The sequence below is a fragment of the Photorhabdus tasmaniensis genome (assembly GCF_011189505.1).
GTDB lineage: Bacteria > Pseudomonadota > Gammaproteobacteria > Enterobacterales > Enterobacteriaceae > Photorhabdus > Photorhabdus tasmaniensis.
On record NZ_PUJU01000023.1, the window covers coordinates 59,116 to 73,406 of the forward strand.

12 protein-coding genes and 1 pseudogene are annotated in these 14,291 nt (G+C 37.9%); 8 read left to right on the forward strand and 5 right to left on the reverse strand.

The annotated features are described in order from the left end of the window. Nucleotides 1–647: 647 nt before the first annotated feature. A complete protein-coding gene (locus tag C5471_RS12525; RefSeq protein WP_133814408.1) occupies nucleotides 648–1,580 on the reverse strand; it encodes an alpha/beta hydrolase family protein in 933 nt (310 codons plus the stop codon). Nucleotides 1,581–1,732: 152 nt separating this feature from the next. On the opposite strand from C5471_RS12525, the gene ada reads away from it, so the two are divergent. Continuing rightward, a complete protein-coding gene (gene ada / locus C5471_RS12530; protein ID WP_133814409.1) occupies nucleotides 1,733–2,815 on the forward strand; it encodes a bifunctional DNA-binding transcriptional regulator/O6-methylguanine-DNA methyltransferase Ada in 1,083 nt (360 codons plus the stop codon). 17 nt (nucleotides 2,816–2,832) lie between these two features. Continuing rightward, nucleotides 2,833–3,735 (forward strand): DNA-3-methyladenine glycosylase family protein, encoded by a 903-nt coding sequence (locus C5471_RS12535; protein ID WP_133814410.1) that lies wholly within the window; start codon nucleotides 2,833–2,835, stop codon nucleotides 3,733–3,735. Between the two features lie 85 nt (nucleotides 3,736–3,820). On the opposite strand, the gene C5471_RS23975 is transcribed toward C5471_RS12535, so the two are convergent. Next, complete coding sequence (locus tag C5471_RS23975; protein WP_207627319.1) at nucleotides 3,821–4,246, reverse strand: hypothetical protein; 426 nt, start codon at nucleotides 4,244–4,246, stop codon at nucleotides 3,821–3,823. Between the two features lie 859 nt (nucleotides 4,247–5,105). On the opposite strand from C5471_RS23975, the gene C5471_RS12545 reads away from it, so the two are divergent. Continuing rightward, nucleotides 5,106–6,122, forward strand: coding sequence for a formamidase (locus tag C5471_RS12545; protein ID WP_133814411.1), 1,017 nt, complete (start codon nucleotides 5,106–5,108; stop codon nucleotides 6,120–6,122). A gap of 159 nt (nucleotides 6,123–6,281) precedes the next feature. Here C5471_RS12545 and C5471_RS12550 read toward each other — a convergent pair whose 3' ends face one another. Next, nucleotides 6,282–7,454 carry a MalY/PatB family protein gene (locus C5471_RS12550; RefSeq protein WP_166295923.1) on the reverse strand — a complete coding sequence of 391 codons (1,173 nt, stop codon included), beginning with the start codon at nucleotides 7,452–7,454 and terminating at the stop codon, nucleotides 6,282–6,284. Between the two features lie 579 nt (nucleotides 7,455–8,033). Further along, entirely contained in the window at nucleotides 8,034–8,762 is a 729-nt protein-coding gene (locus C5471_RS12555; RefSeq protein ID WP_133814412.1) for a LuxR family transcriptional regulator, read from the reverse strand. A 501-nt stretch (nucleotides 8,763–9,263) separates the two neighbouring features. Here C5471_RS12555 and C5471_RS12560 point away from each other — a divergent pair. From C5471_RS12560 to C5471_RS12585, 5 genes and pseudogenes are all read left to right on the forward strand, one after another. Continuing rightward, nucleotides 9,264–9,854, forward strand: a complete 591-nt coding sequence (locus tag C5471_RS12560; RefSeq protein ID WP_133814413.1) for an AidA/PixA family protein — start codon at nucleotides 9,264–9,266, stop codon at nucleotides 9,852–9,854. A 635-nt stretch (nucleotides 9,855–10,489) separates the two neighbouring features. Next, nucleotides 10,490–10,749, forward strand: a pseudogene (locus C5471_RS12570) (two-partner secretion domain-containing protein); the annotation flags it as partial. Then, complete coding sequence (locus tag C5471_RS12575) at nucleotides 10,688–10,933, forward strand: hypothetical protein (protein WP_166295908.1); 246 nt, start codon at nucleotides 10,688–10,690, stop codon at nucleotides 10,931–10,933. The pseudogene C5471_RS12570 and the gene C5471_RS12575, both read left to right, overlap by 62 nt. Before the next feature lie 90 nt (nucleotides 10,934–11,023). Continuing rightward, the gene (yhjD, locus tag C5471_RS12580; protein WP_133814414.1) at nucleotides 11,024–12,016 is read left to right on the forward strand and encodes an inner membrane protein YhjD; all 993 of its coding nucleotides are present in this window, start codon (nucleotides 11,024–11,026) and stop codon (nucleotides 12,014–12,016) included. 54 nt (nucleotides 12,017–12,070) lie between these two features. After that, entirely contained in the window at nucleotides 12,071–12,277 is a 207-nt protein-coding gene (locus C5471_RS12585) for a 2-hydroxymuconate tautomerase family protein (RefSeq protein ID WP_011144704.1), read from the forward strand. Nucleotides 12,278–12,395: 118 nt separating this feature from the next. Here the strand turns inward: C5471_RS12585 and C5471_RS12590 are convergent, their stop codons facing one another. Then, on the reverse strand, nucleotides 12,396–13,433 hold the full coding sequence (locus C5471_RS12590; protein WP_133814415.1) for an IS630 family transposase: 1,038 nt from the start codon (nucleotides 13,431–13,433) through the stop codon (nucleotides 12,396–12,398). Nucleotides 13,434–14,291 lie beyond the last annotated feature (858 nt).

The window sequence follows — 14,291 nt, forward strand, 5'->3', positions numbered from 1 at the left end:
ATTTAGATAACATACACAGCATTTTTGATGCCATATTAACGCTTTATCTAATACATATAACTATAGATGCCATTAATGTATTGTCAATAAAATACAAAAATAAATTTAATTATTTAAAATCAATATTTTATTACCAAACAACAAATAAAAAAGATATTTCACAATGAAATGAATATACTGTTTCAGTAATTTTTTCTACCGAACATCATGACAGGCATTAATAATAATGAGAAATAACACCGCTATTTACCCCTACTATATAAAAGGCAAAGTCGAAAAATTCATTTCAAAACAACAAATAGCTTATAACATTTCATTATTATATTTTATGGAAATTACAAGCAGACAATTAATTATGTGAATCCACCGATCATGCAATTATTATATTATTAAATTGATTGCAGGCTATTAATTATAATTTTATTATTTATATCTATTTTAATTCTTGCATTAAATATAATTATTTGCCGTTAGATGGATTTTTATGACTCAAAATAAAAATGACATTAACAACGAATACAATCCCAAGATAATACTATCAAAACGTGGTATCAATATTAATTATACCACGCTTTATCACTGAACTCAGTTTGGCTTCCCTAACATGGAATAAAAGTCCTGACCAACACCATTTAACTCAAAAACGCTTATCCAGAAGCCCTGGATAACCAATTTCTGATGTCTTCAACAATAGGCGTAATTTGCAAAACACCCTCTCTATCTTTAAATCCATGGCTTAGTCCCGGGTATTGATAGAAGGTAATATTATTTTTATTTAATTGCGCTTCCATTTCCATTGCTGCACTCACACTGACGGAATTATCATTTAGTGTTTGAATAATCAAAATAGGTCTTTTCGTCTGACTTAATACTTTATATTGATTAATACCGAGCGAAACCTTCCACCAATTAACGCCATGATTACTCATTTCCAGCTCACCAGCATGGTTACCGGTACGTATTTCTTTCTGGAACTCTCTGAATCCCTTAATAGCCTCATTGATATGCTCCGGTGGGACCTCACTCTTCATACTGTGAATAACATCATCAGCGAAATACCGGCCACCACCATTCAGTGCAATCGTTCTATCAATATAATTAACTTGCGATGTAATTAAATTGGCGACCACAGCACCTTCACTTCCGCCTAAGATAATGATTTTATTATATTTACTTTGATTATTCAGATAACCAATAATCTGAATATAATCCTTAACCCGCTGTTCTGGCGTATCTGATCTTATATAAGCCTTAGGGCAATCCGAACGTTCCACCGCATCAGACCAGGGGAGAGAGGCATTAATACCATATTTCTCTACAGTCAAAACATCAGTATCCGGATAAATATCACTAAATGTCTCATTCACAAATTTATTATTAGCGATACTATTACAATCAGAACCTTGTATCAGCACCAATAAGTTTTTTCCACCTCTTTGCTTGAGATAGTAAGTTATTTCACTACCGTCATGACGGAAAAACTGTTTATGCGTATCTGAGTAAACAGAACTTATATAACATAAAAAAACTAGCACAGACGCCAGGATTCTCTGGCGTAAATTAAAACCATATGCTTTCATTAATACCTCCTTTAGCTGACATATTAAAGACCACAAACTGGCAATATTGTTCCCGTCAGAAAAATTTTTAGAATTTGAAAGCAAGGTTCAGAGTTTTCTTACCCTAAGTCCTAACTATAATTACTACAACGCCAACTTCCTGGAGATAAGTCATGAAAAGTGATAAATGCACTCAGGCAAAGAAAACATTAGCTGATCCCCGTTGGCAAGACATTCTCAATAAAAGTCCTGAACCCAATATCCCGTTTATTTATTGCGTCCTGACGACGGGGATCTATTGCCGCCCATCCTGCCCTGCCCGTTTTCCTAAACCTGAAAATATTCTATTCAAGGATACATGGCCGGAAGCAGAACAAGCGGGTTTCAGAGCCTGCCAACGCTGTCATCCAAATTCAGAATCGCTTGATGAGCAAAATATTCAAAAAGTTGCTCAAGCCTGCCGGTTAATTGAAGAATCATATAAACCTATCAGCTTAAAAGTCTTGGCTGCTCAGGTTGAACTCAGTGAGTTTCATTTTCACCGGCTTTTTAAAAAACAGACAGGCCTGACACCCAAACAATATGCCGACTTACACCAAGAAAAACGGTTGCGCCATAACCTCATCGCCACAAAAGATTCTGTTACTCATGCTATCTACAATGCCGGATATGGATCTAATAGCCGCTTTTATGAAAAGGCTGAAAATATATTAGGTATGCGCGCTTCTCAATATAAAAAAGGAGGTAAAGGCTATACTATCCGTTTTGCTATCGGCACCTGTCACCTTGGGGAAATTCTTGTTGCGCAGACCGATAAAGGAATATGTGCTATATCCTTGGGTGATGATGCGGAGCAGCTTCTCCATAAACTACAGGATATGTTTCCCGAAGCGGAACTGATTGGTGGGGACCGTAATTTTGAAAAAACGATGGCTTACGTCGTCGGCTTTATTGCACAGCCTAAACCGAGATTTAACCTGCCCCTGGATATTCAAGGCAGTACATTCCAGAAACAAGTCTGGCTGGCACTAGAGAAAATCCCAATTGGTCAAACAATAAGTTATCAGGAATTGGCTGATTACATTGGTAATCCAAAAGCTGTTCGGGCGGTAGCAAATGCTTGTGCCGCCAACAAACTTGCTGTGGCGATCCCATGCCACCGGGTAGTACGTACTGATGGTTCAATATCGGGATATCGTTGGGGGATTGAACGTAAAAAAGTGCTGCTGGCGTATGAGAAAAAACAATCGCTGTAATATTCGAGATTTTTAAAATGAAAACCACTTTATCAACAAAAATCACATTACCCGATAATTATCATACCCACGATTTTTTCGCTTTTCACCAGAGGGATAAACAAAATATCGCTGAAATTGTCGAACAGAATCAAGTCAGAAAAGGGATCTGCTGGGATGGAAAACCGGCTGAATTAATCATAGCTATTGATTCGGCAATCGCACAGATACAACTCGATATTGATGGTGACACAATAACAAACGCGGATGATCGCCTGCCGGCTTTAGCCTCTCATATGTTAGGGCTTTTACAACCTGTTCACCTATTTGAGCTTTTATATAAAGAACATCCGATTATTGGTTCACTTATTTCCAAGCAATCAGGTTTAAGAATTTATCAGTCAGCCACACCATTTGAAGCATTAAGCTGGGCTATTATTGGTCAACAAATCAGCGTCAGTGCGGCTATATCTATTCGCAGGCGATTTATTCAGGCAGTGGGGATTCAACATTCTTCCGGGCTATGGTGCTTTCCAACCCCCAGACAAATAATCAACCGTTCAGAAGATGAATTACGCCAATGTGGATTTTCTGTCAGCAAAGCCAAAGCGCTACTCCTTTTAAGCCAATTAATTGAATCTGGCGAATTAACATTAGCAATCTCTGATAGTGAACAAGACATCCAACAGTTAACAGATAATCTGCTGGCGATAAAAGGCATTGGTATGTGGACCATTAATTATGCCCTGTTGCGGGGATTTAATTACCTGAACGGTTCATTACATGGTGATGTCGCAGTAAGGCGTAATATCCAAAGACTGCTCAATCAGAATGAAAAAGTTTCCGCCGAACGGGCAGAAAAGTGGCTAGCAGATTTCTCACCCTGGAAAGCCCTGTTAGCGGCACATTTATGGCGGCAAGAATCAAATGCCGGGTATTAATGTTAGCTGTCAGTTTTTATTTGGCAGGTGCGGCTCACGGCAGACATCGAAGATTGCAAAACTGCTTCCACTTTCTAGCGCATATTTAACAAACAAGTTTTAGCTTAGGGTAAACAATACTTCTAAATTCAACCGGAATTTTTTCTTTAATATCTGCTAATATTTTTTTGTCTGCCCCGATATCCGCTATAAGCTCATTAATAATAGACTCTAGTTTCTCCGTTCTATCCCATTGAACTTTATAAGTTCCCGCATTTATCTTTTGTTCTATCCTCTGTAATTGTTTATTTTCTTTATATATATATTTCATTTTAATAATATTCATTTCGTTATCTATATTTTCTTTATAGGTGATAATCATATGAATATCATTAAATTTTTTAATGGTTTCAATACTATCGTATTCACTCTCAAAAATAGCAGTTATGAGCTCATCAGGTTGAACACCTCTCACTAAACAAAAGGCTACCATTCTTTCTATAATCTCGTTTATTTTTAATGAACCGCTCATCGTATCATCCTCTTAACTTCTTCAAGTATCCCCGATATTGCATCTATTGATTTTAGCAATGTTTTATTGTCTCGATCCCTAACAAGCCCATATATACTAGATAATTTTTTATTAATGAAGCGAACAACAATACCATCATTAGCATCTGTTGTCTTCAGATTAGGAATATAACGATTAAAAATATGATAGAGTTCAGAGTTTTTTTCATCAATACCATTCTGATGGAAAAAAATTTGTTATCACTCGATAGCAGCATAAGAATATAAATAAATGGTTTTGTAGTCGCCAATGAGTTCGCGCATGAGAGCTTGATATCACTGAGTTGCTCCTATTGGTGTAGATACTGTTGCTTGATGGTGCGGATGCTGTCACTGTCCGGTATCAGCACCAGACAGTCGTTCATGATTTTGATGGTGAGTGTGCCTACCAATATCAAAGCAGGCATCTTTAAGCCAGGGAAAAGCATTATCTGAATCTTGTAACAGAGGTTATATCAATCAGGTTTTTATTAGCAAAAATGAATATCATTATCAGGATAAAGCCGATCAACATATGTTCAATGATTTTAACCCCATCTTTCCATATGTTCCCATTCGATTCGCTAATCTGTTTTACCATCTCATCAATAACTCAACCAAGGTAAGCTTATTCCAATGTTAGGAAAAGTATTTTTTACTACAAAGTAATTAATTTTTTTATTTGATGTTGCAGATCGCATTTTGGTGATCAAAAGAGGCGCTATTATGCATCAGTAAAATCGCTTAACGGCGGATAAAGATAAAACCGCACTCTATTTGCCCGTATAACGATGAAACTTGCCATTCAATCTTAATCATTACTATTCATTCAGAGGTCTATTATGGGCAGTACCGGGAGTGTAAGTGCGTGGGATGAAGCATTATTAATTGCGGCTATTCAATATCCTGTTCCAGTGATTAAGAGACCTGAAGATATTCAGGTTCAGGTACAGCAAATCTGTAAAACGATAAATTCAACTAAAGCCGGTTATCCTGATCTGGATATAATTGTATTTCCTGAATATTCTGCTCAGGGGTTGAATACTCAGATCTGGACTTATGATGAAATGTTGTTATCGCTGGACAGTCCAGAAGTTGACAGTTTTCGCCAGGCTTGTATTCGCAACGATATCTGGGGCGTGTTTTCGTTGATGGTGCGTAATGAAGATCCGTCGCAGCCACCTTATAACACGGCGATCATTATTAATAACAGCGGTGAGATTGCATTGCATTACCGCAAGTTGCAACCTTGGGTACCGATTGAACCTTGGATGCCAGGTAATTTGGGTATGCCGGTCTGTGAGGGGCCAAAAGGCGCAAAACTGGCAGTGTGTATTTGTCATGATGGTATGTTTCCTGAGCTGGCACGCGAAGCAGCCTATAAAGGTTGTAACGTTTTCATCCGTATTTCCGGTTATTCTACTCAAGTCAATGACCAATGGATCTGGACTAACCGCACTAATGCCTGGCAGAACTTAATGTATACCGTATCGGTTAATCTGGCAGGCTACGATGAGGTTTTTTATTATTTCGGTGAAGGTACAATTTGTAATTACGACGGTAATATTATCCAGCAAGGGCAACGTAACCCTTGGGAAATTGTTACCGCCGAATTGTTCCCGCGTCTGGCAGATAAGGCCCGTGAGAACTGGGCGCTGGAAAACAGTATTTTTAATCTCGGTTGTCGAGGTTATGTTGGTAAACCCGGTGGAGAAAGAGCTAATTATTTAACCTGGGTGCGCGATCTGGCAAATGGTGAATATAAACTGCCTTGGGATGAAAATATCCGAATTCGTGATGGTTGGAAATATTATCCAGAAGGTGTGAAATTGGGGCCATTACCGAAGATCGATAAGTAACTCTGAGAGGCAGATACTATAGCACCATTTTAATTCATGTATTATTGCCACGATTAAAAAGGCTGAGTTCCGTTAATTACAGAACTCAAACCTTATTAATCTATTCGCTGAAAGGTGTATATATAATAGAAATAGTTTACTTGCCAGAATTAATCATTATCAACAAAGCTTTTTCAATGCTGAGATCAGTTTTTGGATACCCAATTCAACTTTGCTACGGGGGCATCCTGCATTAAAACGAAGGAAACCATTGCCAACTTCACCATAAATTCTACCCGGCATAATCGCAATTTTCTCTTCATGGATAAGTATCTGCTGCAATTTGTCATCGTCAATATGCAAATTACGCAGGTCTATCCAGGCTAAATAAGTCGCCTGCGGCGGCTGCCAGTTCAGTTGTGGAAATGCAGCATTGAGTTCCTGAGCAATATAATTCAAGTTATCATTCAGGTAATCGCGTAGTGCATCAAGCCAGAGTTGCCCTTCCCGGTAAGCCGCAATATGAGCTGATATCGAGAAAATAGCAGGGGAAGATAATCCATTACACTGCATTAATTGATGGGAATATGCCGCACGACTATGATCATCATAAATGAAACCATAAGCTCCCGTCAGCGCAGTAAGATTAAATGTCTTTAAGGCCGAAGTGATTAATGCCCAGCGAGTCGTAGCAACTTCACTCCAAGGAATATGTTTCGTTTCTCCCCTGAGTATATCCATATGAATTTCATCACTGATGACACTGACATTATAACGCTTACACAATTCAGACATAGTTTTAAGTTCAGAATAACGCCAGACTTTGCCAGTTGGATTATGTGGACTACACAGCAATAATATTTTTGTTTCCGGTTGAGATAGCAAGGCTTCAAGTTGATCCATATCACACACCCAATCATTGCCTTGTTTCTCAAACGGGCAAGCAAGCAGTTGCCGCTGGTTCTCTTGAATAATTTTATAAAAGTTATTGTAAGCAGGAGTATGGACGACAATACCTTCACCGGGTTCAGACCAGATTCGGATTAACTGCGAAACCATGTACATCACAGAAGGGCCATAAACCATCCAATTTGTATTAATTTCACAATTAAATTGTTGCTGATACCAATGACGTATAGCACCAAGAAATTCCTCATGCTTCCAGCTGCTATAACCTAATATGCCATGATCCACTCGTTTCTGTAATGCCTGAATAACACAGGGAGCTGTGGCAAAATCCATATCAGCGATAGTAAAAGGGAGGAGATCGTCAGCACCAAAAAGATCTCTAATATAGTCCCATTGAATACACCAAGTACCTCGGCGATCAATAGGGGTATCAAAGTCAAACATTATTTTTTTCCTTTAAATTAATGCATCAAGCTCACCTTTTACCGACAGAGCTTGCGGCCCAATAACAATTTGTGAAGCATAATGTTATCGTGACTACTTGGGGAAGTACTTATCCCCAACATAATGGCTTTAACGGGTATTGTTAAATATTATTTAATAAATAGCCCTACGGATTATCTGGGGAAATCGCCTACCGTCAATAAAAATTTCAGAATAAAGCTTAACGTTTACCTCTTATTGGATTAACAAACATATTACAATAACTTAAATAGTCATTAATATCCTCAGAATTATACATATATTAAGCAGAGAACAGGCAGAACGTCATATTACAATTCTGCCCAAGGATAAGTGCATTTAGTTAAAGCTGTTTTTAAATTTTTAATAAATATCATTTTCATCTCGTCAGAGAAAATCTTTCCAACTCCTATTTATAATAGTACCAATAAAGGTACAGCGGTAAGAAATTATTTTTTGTTCGAATTCTCCTATCAATTCATTTGAGTAATAACACTAATAACTCCTGTTGATTTATAAAGTTAAAAGTATAAACATCTGATAGTTTCAAATTGATATTAATTATATATAACCCAGTAATGCCGCTTTAGCTATTGCCTGAAATTTGTTTCTACAGCCAAGTTTCTTAACAATATTCATTAGGTGAAAATCAACTGTACCTTTAGTGACACAGATGGTTGCTGCAATTTCACTTGATATCATCCCATCTGCGGTATACCTTAATATTTCTAATTCTCTATTTGAAAATGAAGTTTCATCTATATAGAACGATTGCAAATATTTTGCGTTTGATGTCAAATATCTTATTATCCTAATATATACTCCTAAAATTTCTCCACTGCATTTATACATTGTCTCGTTATCAATATGCCCGTCTTTCCCCGCAACAGAAAATATTCCGTCAGTTCCTGAAAATGCAGGCAGCCCAAATGTGATCCCAGAACGAAATCCATATTTCTGCTTCACATACCAAAGTTCTTTTCCATTAGATTCTGAAAAAAAATCCAAGTCCCATACTTTTGAAAAAGAAGGTGGAATAGGCCGGAAATTTAGAACGGGATCAATCATCCAATACTTTTTTTCTATATAAATTTTTCTCCAAGATTCATGATAATTATCAAAAAAATACACTTCACGGTTAGATATAGGAAAGCGGGCCTTTAAAACAAGAGAGAACAAGCTAAACCCCGAGATTTTATTAATAATTTCACAAATTTCAGCCACAAAATGAGCATCTAAATCTAATTCATGAAATTTATAGGGTGAGGTATATGTTCTATAAATATTCATTCAATGTCCTCTTGAAAATTAAGAATATTGATAGTAAATCCCAGTATTAATTATAGTAGCAAAACTCCCATTTAATAAAGAAAATAATCATTTACTGTTAGACAGACTAAAGATATCTGGTAAGTCACAATGTACTATTAGTAAATAATAGAAATTATATCAATATGATTGAAATTTTAATAAGCAAGAAAAACTATATCTAAAGAGATAATATATTCATATGGGTAATATTAAACCATTCATAAGAAAATATAAGCAGCCATTCAACACATTAATCTAAATCTCTTTTATTTCATCTTCTATAACAATAAGTTAACCTAAACATTTAACTATATAAATCAACCTCTGATAAATATATCAGTAATTTTTTCTCATAAACTATGATTTATACCAGTGGATATTTCAGATTTAATAGTTAATTATAAAGAAAATTATTATTATAATAAAAAAATAACCTTGTTATCCCCAATAGATAATTTGAATATGTAAAGAGGTATTATAATGAGTGAAGCAATTCAAGATGAAAATAATATTGTCACAGCCAGGAATTCTGTTATAGCCGATGTTACCTTTGTTATTGATGTTGATTCAATTATTGAATATATTCGTGATAACCAAGTTAAGAATTCTCTGGACTCTAAGAATCCAATAACGATCAAGGAGTATGTATATATAGCAAGTTATACTCCTACAGATGGAATGAAACTTAGTAGTTCATCTGGTGCCCGCATAACTGTTCCCGTAAATGCAAATATTAGATGGAGGGCTACAACTGTATCTAATAATTTCGACTATTCTATTATATTGTATAAGTTCCAAAAACTTAGTCTAGGAGAAGATGTCATCTCTATTCCATCACAAATATGGTCACAGAATCCAACAGGTAAAAAAACGCCAATAATCCCTTCTGGGGTTAATGCAGCAGAGGATGAACCTAAGCCAATTTTTGTTGAATCTCGAGATAGTTATTTTCAAGCAACAGCTCATAAACCAGGTGTAGAAAGATATACATGGTTTTTTGCCGCTTATGACGGTACAAAGCTCCTAGGCTATTATCGATACGATCCATATATCGAAGTCACTAATAGTTAAGCATTTGTATACTGTCATTCCCTACTGGAAAATTATCAAAATAGTTTTCCAGTATTTTATTTTCCACTTTATTAATTTACCTAAACATATATAACAAACACCGAATTATATAAAAAAATTAATAGTATTATTGGGCGGATTCACATAATAAGTGCTCTTATTAACTTATTATTATCTGCATAACCAATCAATTGAAATTTATAATAGGAAATCGAGATGTAAAAGAAACGCCAATCGTTAATCAGAGCATGATATAACCAGGAGTATGCTTTAATAACGAATAAATTAGCCAATACGAATGCAATTACCTATCAGGCTAAAACCCCATATTTTTGTTTTATGGAATAAAATATCATCCTTATCGGTGAATGTATGATAAAAAGAATATCTATTTTAATATTGTGTGCTATTTCCTTTCAAATAACCGCTTCACCCGCAGAGTTAAATGATAATCTGCCGATGACTGAGGCCAGGAGAACGTTGTAAGAGAGTTCCCGGGAAATTAACCAACTGATAGAACAGCGCCGATATCAGCAATTAAAACAGCAGGCTAATACAATCCCTGAATCGACACCTGCGCCTGCACTGCCGGAATCCAGGCAATGTCTGCCGTTAACAGGTGTTTATCTGAAAGGGGTCAGCAGGAGGTGTTTGGTTCGCCGCAGATTATGTACTGGCAAACCCAAATGGCATCACCTGTAATGGATGCGGTTTTGTCAATACTAACCGCGCTTCTCTGGTCGTTGGCAATCCACTAGTGGAACAGGATAATCTGCAAGGTTTCAGCACTTTTGATAATCAGAATAGTCTGAGAATTAAATCGGACGGCTTAATTGCCAACGCGGTTCTTGATCTTATTGCGCCTAAAATTGATAGCCGGGGAACCATCACCGCTCAAAAATGCCGGTGTAGATGCTAAAGGTGATATCCATTTTGATAACGCCACCAACAGCACGATGAAAACAGCGACCGGTTATAACGGTGAAGCATCAGCTAAAGGAGGAACAACTCCAGAAGGCAAGAATATTCATATCGGTCTTGGCGGCGGTTACCACACTGATAGCAAAAACAGGAATTAAGTATCTGTGTATGTTGAATTGTTAATCATCATCTTAAAGTGGCATGATGTGATCACTCCTATTTATTCAAGGTAATGATTGAGGCTATACATGCCAAAAGATGTAGAAAGACAGGAAATAACAGAACATCAGTTGGAAAGGTTATCCAGAACACCTTTGGAAAAGGGCATTCACCACGGGAAAAAAGCGATTTCTCTGACGGTCAGAGCAGGAAACTATATCCGCAGTATTCCTATCGTCGCTCACTTTATCCGGGCAACGCTGCGCTTTAATGATCGGATGGGTAATCAGTTTGGGGCGGCAATAACCTATTTTTCATTCTTATCACTTATCCCCATTCTGATGCTCTCTTTCGCCATTGCGGGTTTTATTCTGGCTTCTAATCCTGATTTACTGGCAAAGCTAATCAATGGTATCGCAAACAGTATCAGTGATCCGACACTTGCCAATACGCTGAAAAATAGTGTCGATACTGCGATTAAACAGCGTACTACCGTGGGATTAACCGGTTTGGCAATTGCTCTTTATTCCGGTGTGAACTGGGTAAGTAATTTACGCCAGGCAATTCTTGCCCAGTTTCACCCTGTCTGGATACGGAATCAGGAAGAGAACGAGAAAATCTATTTTAAATATATCCGTGATGCCATTTCTCTGATTGGGCTGTTATTAGCTCTGGTGATCACCCTGTCACTGACCTCTATCGCCGGCTCCGCTCAGGCAACCATCGTTAAGATATTAGGGCTAGATGGTATTGAGTGGCTACGTCCATCCTGGTTCCTGATTGGCCTGACAATTTCTATTTCAGCCAACTATCTGCTTTTCCTGTGGCTATTCTGGGTATTACCCCGCCACCAGCCCGAACGCAAGGCGTTGTTGAAAGGGACACTGATGGCAGCTATAGGTTTTGAAGTTATCAAATATATTATGACCATGACGCTGCCACGCCTCGCCAGCTCCCCTTCCGGCGCGGCTTTTGGCTCTGTTATTGGCCTGATGACATTTTTCTATCTCTTTGCCCGTTTAACGCTATTCTGCGCTGCCTGGATAGCGACCACGGATAATAATCATAAAAATACCGAATGAATGCGCCCCGGCAGAGCGAGTCTGCCAATAATAACCAATGAGAAGGAGCTGTTTATGCCGTTTGTCAATATCAGAATTACCCGTGAAGGTGCTACAGCAGAGCAAAAAAAGCAATTAATTGAAGGAGCTACTCAGTTACTGGCCGATGTATTGGGAAAAAATCCCGCAACAACTTTTGTCATTATTGATGAAGTCGATACTGATAATTGGGGAATCGGCGGTAAGAATGTCACTGAACTTAGGGCTGAGGCTAAAAAGTAGTCTTCCGAACATGATAAAGGGCGATATTCCCGCCCTTCACATTACTGACTTTTAGCGTCTCGATTATCAACTGTTTAGTTTTCATCAATGACATTAACCCGGCAGGAAAATACATCGACTAAGCTGCATACTTGATAAACCTCGAATTGAAATAACTGATGACGCGTTTTGGTTGGCGTTGTAACTTGCGCATACAAGAACGAGTTCGTTTTTTGATCTCTTCGACACTACGCATTGCTGGCCTGCTGTGTATCATCCCTTTGACATCACAGTTCAGATATTCATCTGGATTCAGTTCCGGTGAATAAGCCGGAAGATAAAACACCTCCAGACGACGTTTCACTGAGGGCTGCTCCAGCCAATCTTTCACTTTTTTGGCATGGTGAACCCGCAGGTTATCCAGAATTAAAAAGCTTTTGCCTGGACGGGATGTCATCAACGCCCGTATAAATTTGAGCAGGGTATCTGCCGTCATATTGGATTCATACAGCATAAAGCGGACGGTTCCCTGATTAGAAATGGCGGAAATCATATTCAGGGTATGCCACCTGACGGGGATAGGCTGAGTCGGTGTTTTCCCTCTGGGCGCATAACACCGGCCATGTTGCTCGGTATTTCGGATACCGGTTTCATCGCCCCAATAGATTTGGGCCTGTTCTTTTTTGGCGCGTTCCTGGATCTGGGGATATTCTTCGTTCAGCCACGTTTGCACATGAGCCGGGTTCTGCTCCCACGCCTTTTTCAACGGCTTTTGCGGCGTAAATCCCCATCGTTTGAGGTAATCACCGAGTGTTCGAACCGGAATATCGATTCGCCAGAACTGATAGATCAAGGCCGCGACGGCCCGCCGTGTCCAAAGTGAAAAACCCAGATTGTAATGATCGGGCATATGGTCTCGGATGGCCTCAATGACTTTCTGTTGCTGAATGGCGTTCAGACGGCCCACTTTATTTTTGGGGCCCCGTTTCTTGATGGTGAGTACGGCTTGACCCTCGGTCTGATAGCGTTTGAACCAGCGGCCAGCGGTATCCGGATGAATATTCAATATTTGGCCGATTTCGCGGAAGGTCATATTTTTTTCCCAACGAAGCCGGATAGCTTGCTGCCTTAGCAGTGCTTGTTGCTCAGTAGTGAGCTTGCGTGCGTCTGTTTTCATTCATACAGTATATTAGATATAAATTTCCGCCGGGTTAATAACAGCGCCAATAAAGATAAAAAGTGGATATGATTAACGTTCATTAAACGTAATCCTATGATGATTAAACCTGATAAAAATCAGGTGTTAAAAAGGATAAAAACAACGATTAAAACTTTATACCCATTAAATCCATCGAGTAAAAAAACGATTTGCGATAACGGGTTAACTGTCATAATGATTTAAAAAATCGAATACCAAATCATTAAAAATTTTATATCAAAATCGGATTTAATTTAATAAATGCCACCTTTCAAAATAACCATTAATAGCATTTAACCGAAAATCATTAACCATTAATCGAAGGTTGAAAAGAAATCGCACGCAAAATAACATCACCCGAATAAACGGATATTAAAGCGTTTTCCCATCAGTTATTTAACTGCATTAGAAAAGATAAAAAATGAATATAATCCACGTTCATTAAACATAAAACACGATATCCGATGATGATTAAACTTAACAAAAAACAGGGTGTTAAAAGGAGTGAAAACGACGGTTAAAACTTTATGCTAATTAAATCAAAAGTTGAAAAGAAATCGCACGTAAAATAACATCACCCGAATAAACGGATATTAAAGCGCTTTCCCAGCAGTTATTTAACAGCATCATAAAAGATAAAAAGTGAATATAATCCACGTTCGTTAAACATAAAACATGATATCCGATGATGATTAAACTTAACAAAAAGCTAGGGTGAGATCGCGAACGTTATTTAATCAAAATCGTTCAGTTTGACCCACGGAGCTACTTATGATCTCATACTCCTTTTTTCAGGAGTGCCCCCATGAATATCGACGCTTTTTCTCAGTATTTCGG

What these genes read in the sequence shown, in the direction of transcription:
- yhjD (WP_133814414.1), top strand. Translation starts at nt 11,024, where the DNA reads ATGCCAAAAGATGTAGAAAGACAGGAAATAACAGAACATCAGTTGGAA.
- C5471_RS23975 (WP_207627319.1), bottom strand. Translation starts at nt 4,246, where the DNA reads ATGAGCGGTTCATTAAAAATAAACGAGATTATAGAAAGAATGGTAGCC.
- C5471_RS12550 (WP_166295923.1), bottom strand. Translation starts at nt 7,454, where the DNA reads ATGTTTGACTTTGATACCCCTATTGATCGCCGAGGTACTTGGTGTATT.
- C5471_RS12525 (WP_133814408.1), bottom strand. Translation starts at nt 1,580, where the DNA reads ATGAAAGCATATGGTTTTAATTTACGCCAGAGAATCCTGGCGTCTGTG.
- C5471_RS12555 (WP_133814412.1), bottom strand. Translation starts at nt 8,762, where the DNA reads ATGAATATTTATAGAACATATACCTCACCCTATAAATTTCATGAATTA.
- C5471_RS12535 (WP_133814410.1), top strand. Translation starts at nt 2,833, where the DNA reads ATGAAAACCACTTTATCAACAAAAATCACATTACCCGATAATTATCAT.
- C5471_RS12560 (WP_133814413.1), top strand. Translation starts at nt 9,264, where the DNA reads ATGAGTGAAGCAATTCAAGATGAAAATAATATTGTCACAGCCAGGAAT.
- C5471_RS12590 (WP_133814415.1), bottom strand. Translation starts at nt 13,433, where the DNA reads ATGAAAACAGACGCACGCAAGCTCACTACTGAGCAACAAGCACTGCTA.
- C5471_RS12585 (WP_011144704.1), top strand. Translation starts at nt 12,071, where the DNA reads ATGCCGTTTGTCAATATCAGAATTACCCGTGAAGGTGCTACAGCAGAG.
- ada (WP_133814409.1), top strand. Translation starts at nt 1,733, where the DNA reads ATGAAAAGTGATAAATGCACTCAGGCAAAGAAAACATTAGCTGATCCC.
- C5471_RS12545 (WP_133814411.1), top strand. Translation starts at nt 5,106, where the DNA reads ATGGGCAGTACCGGGAGTGTAAGTGCGTGGGATGAAGCATTATTAATT.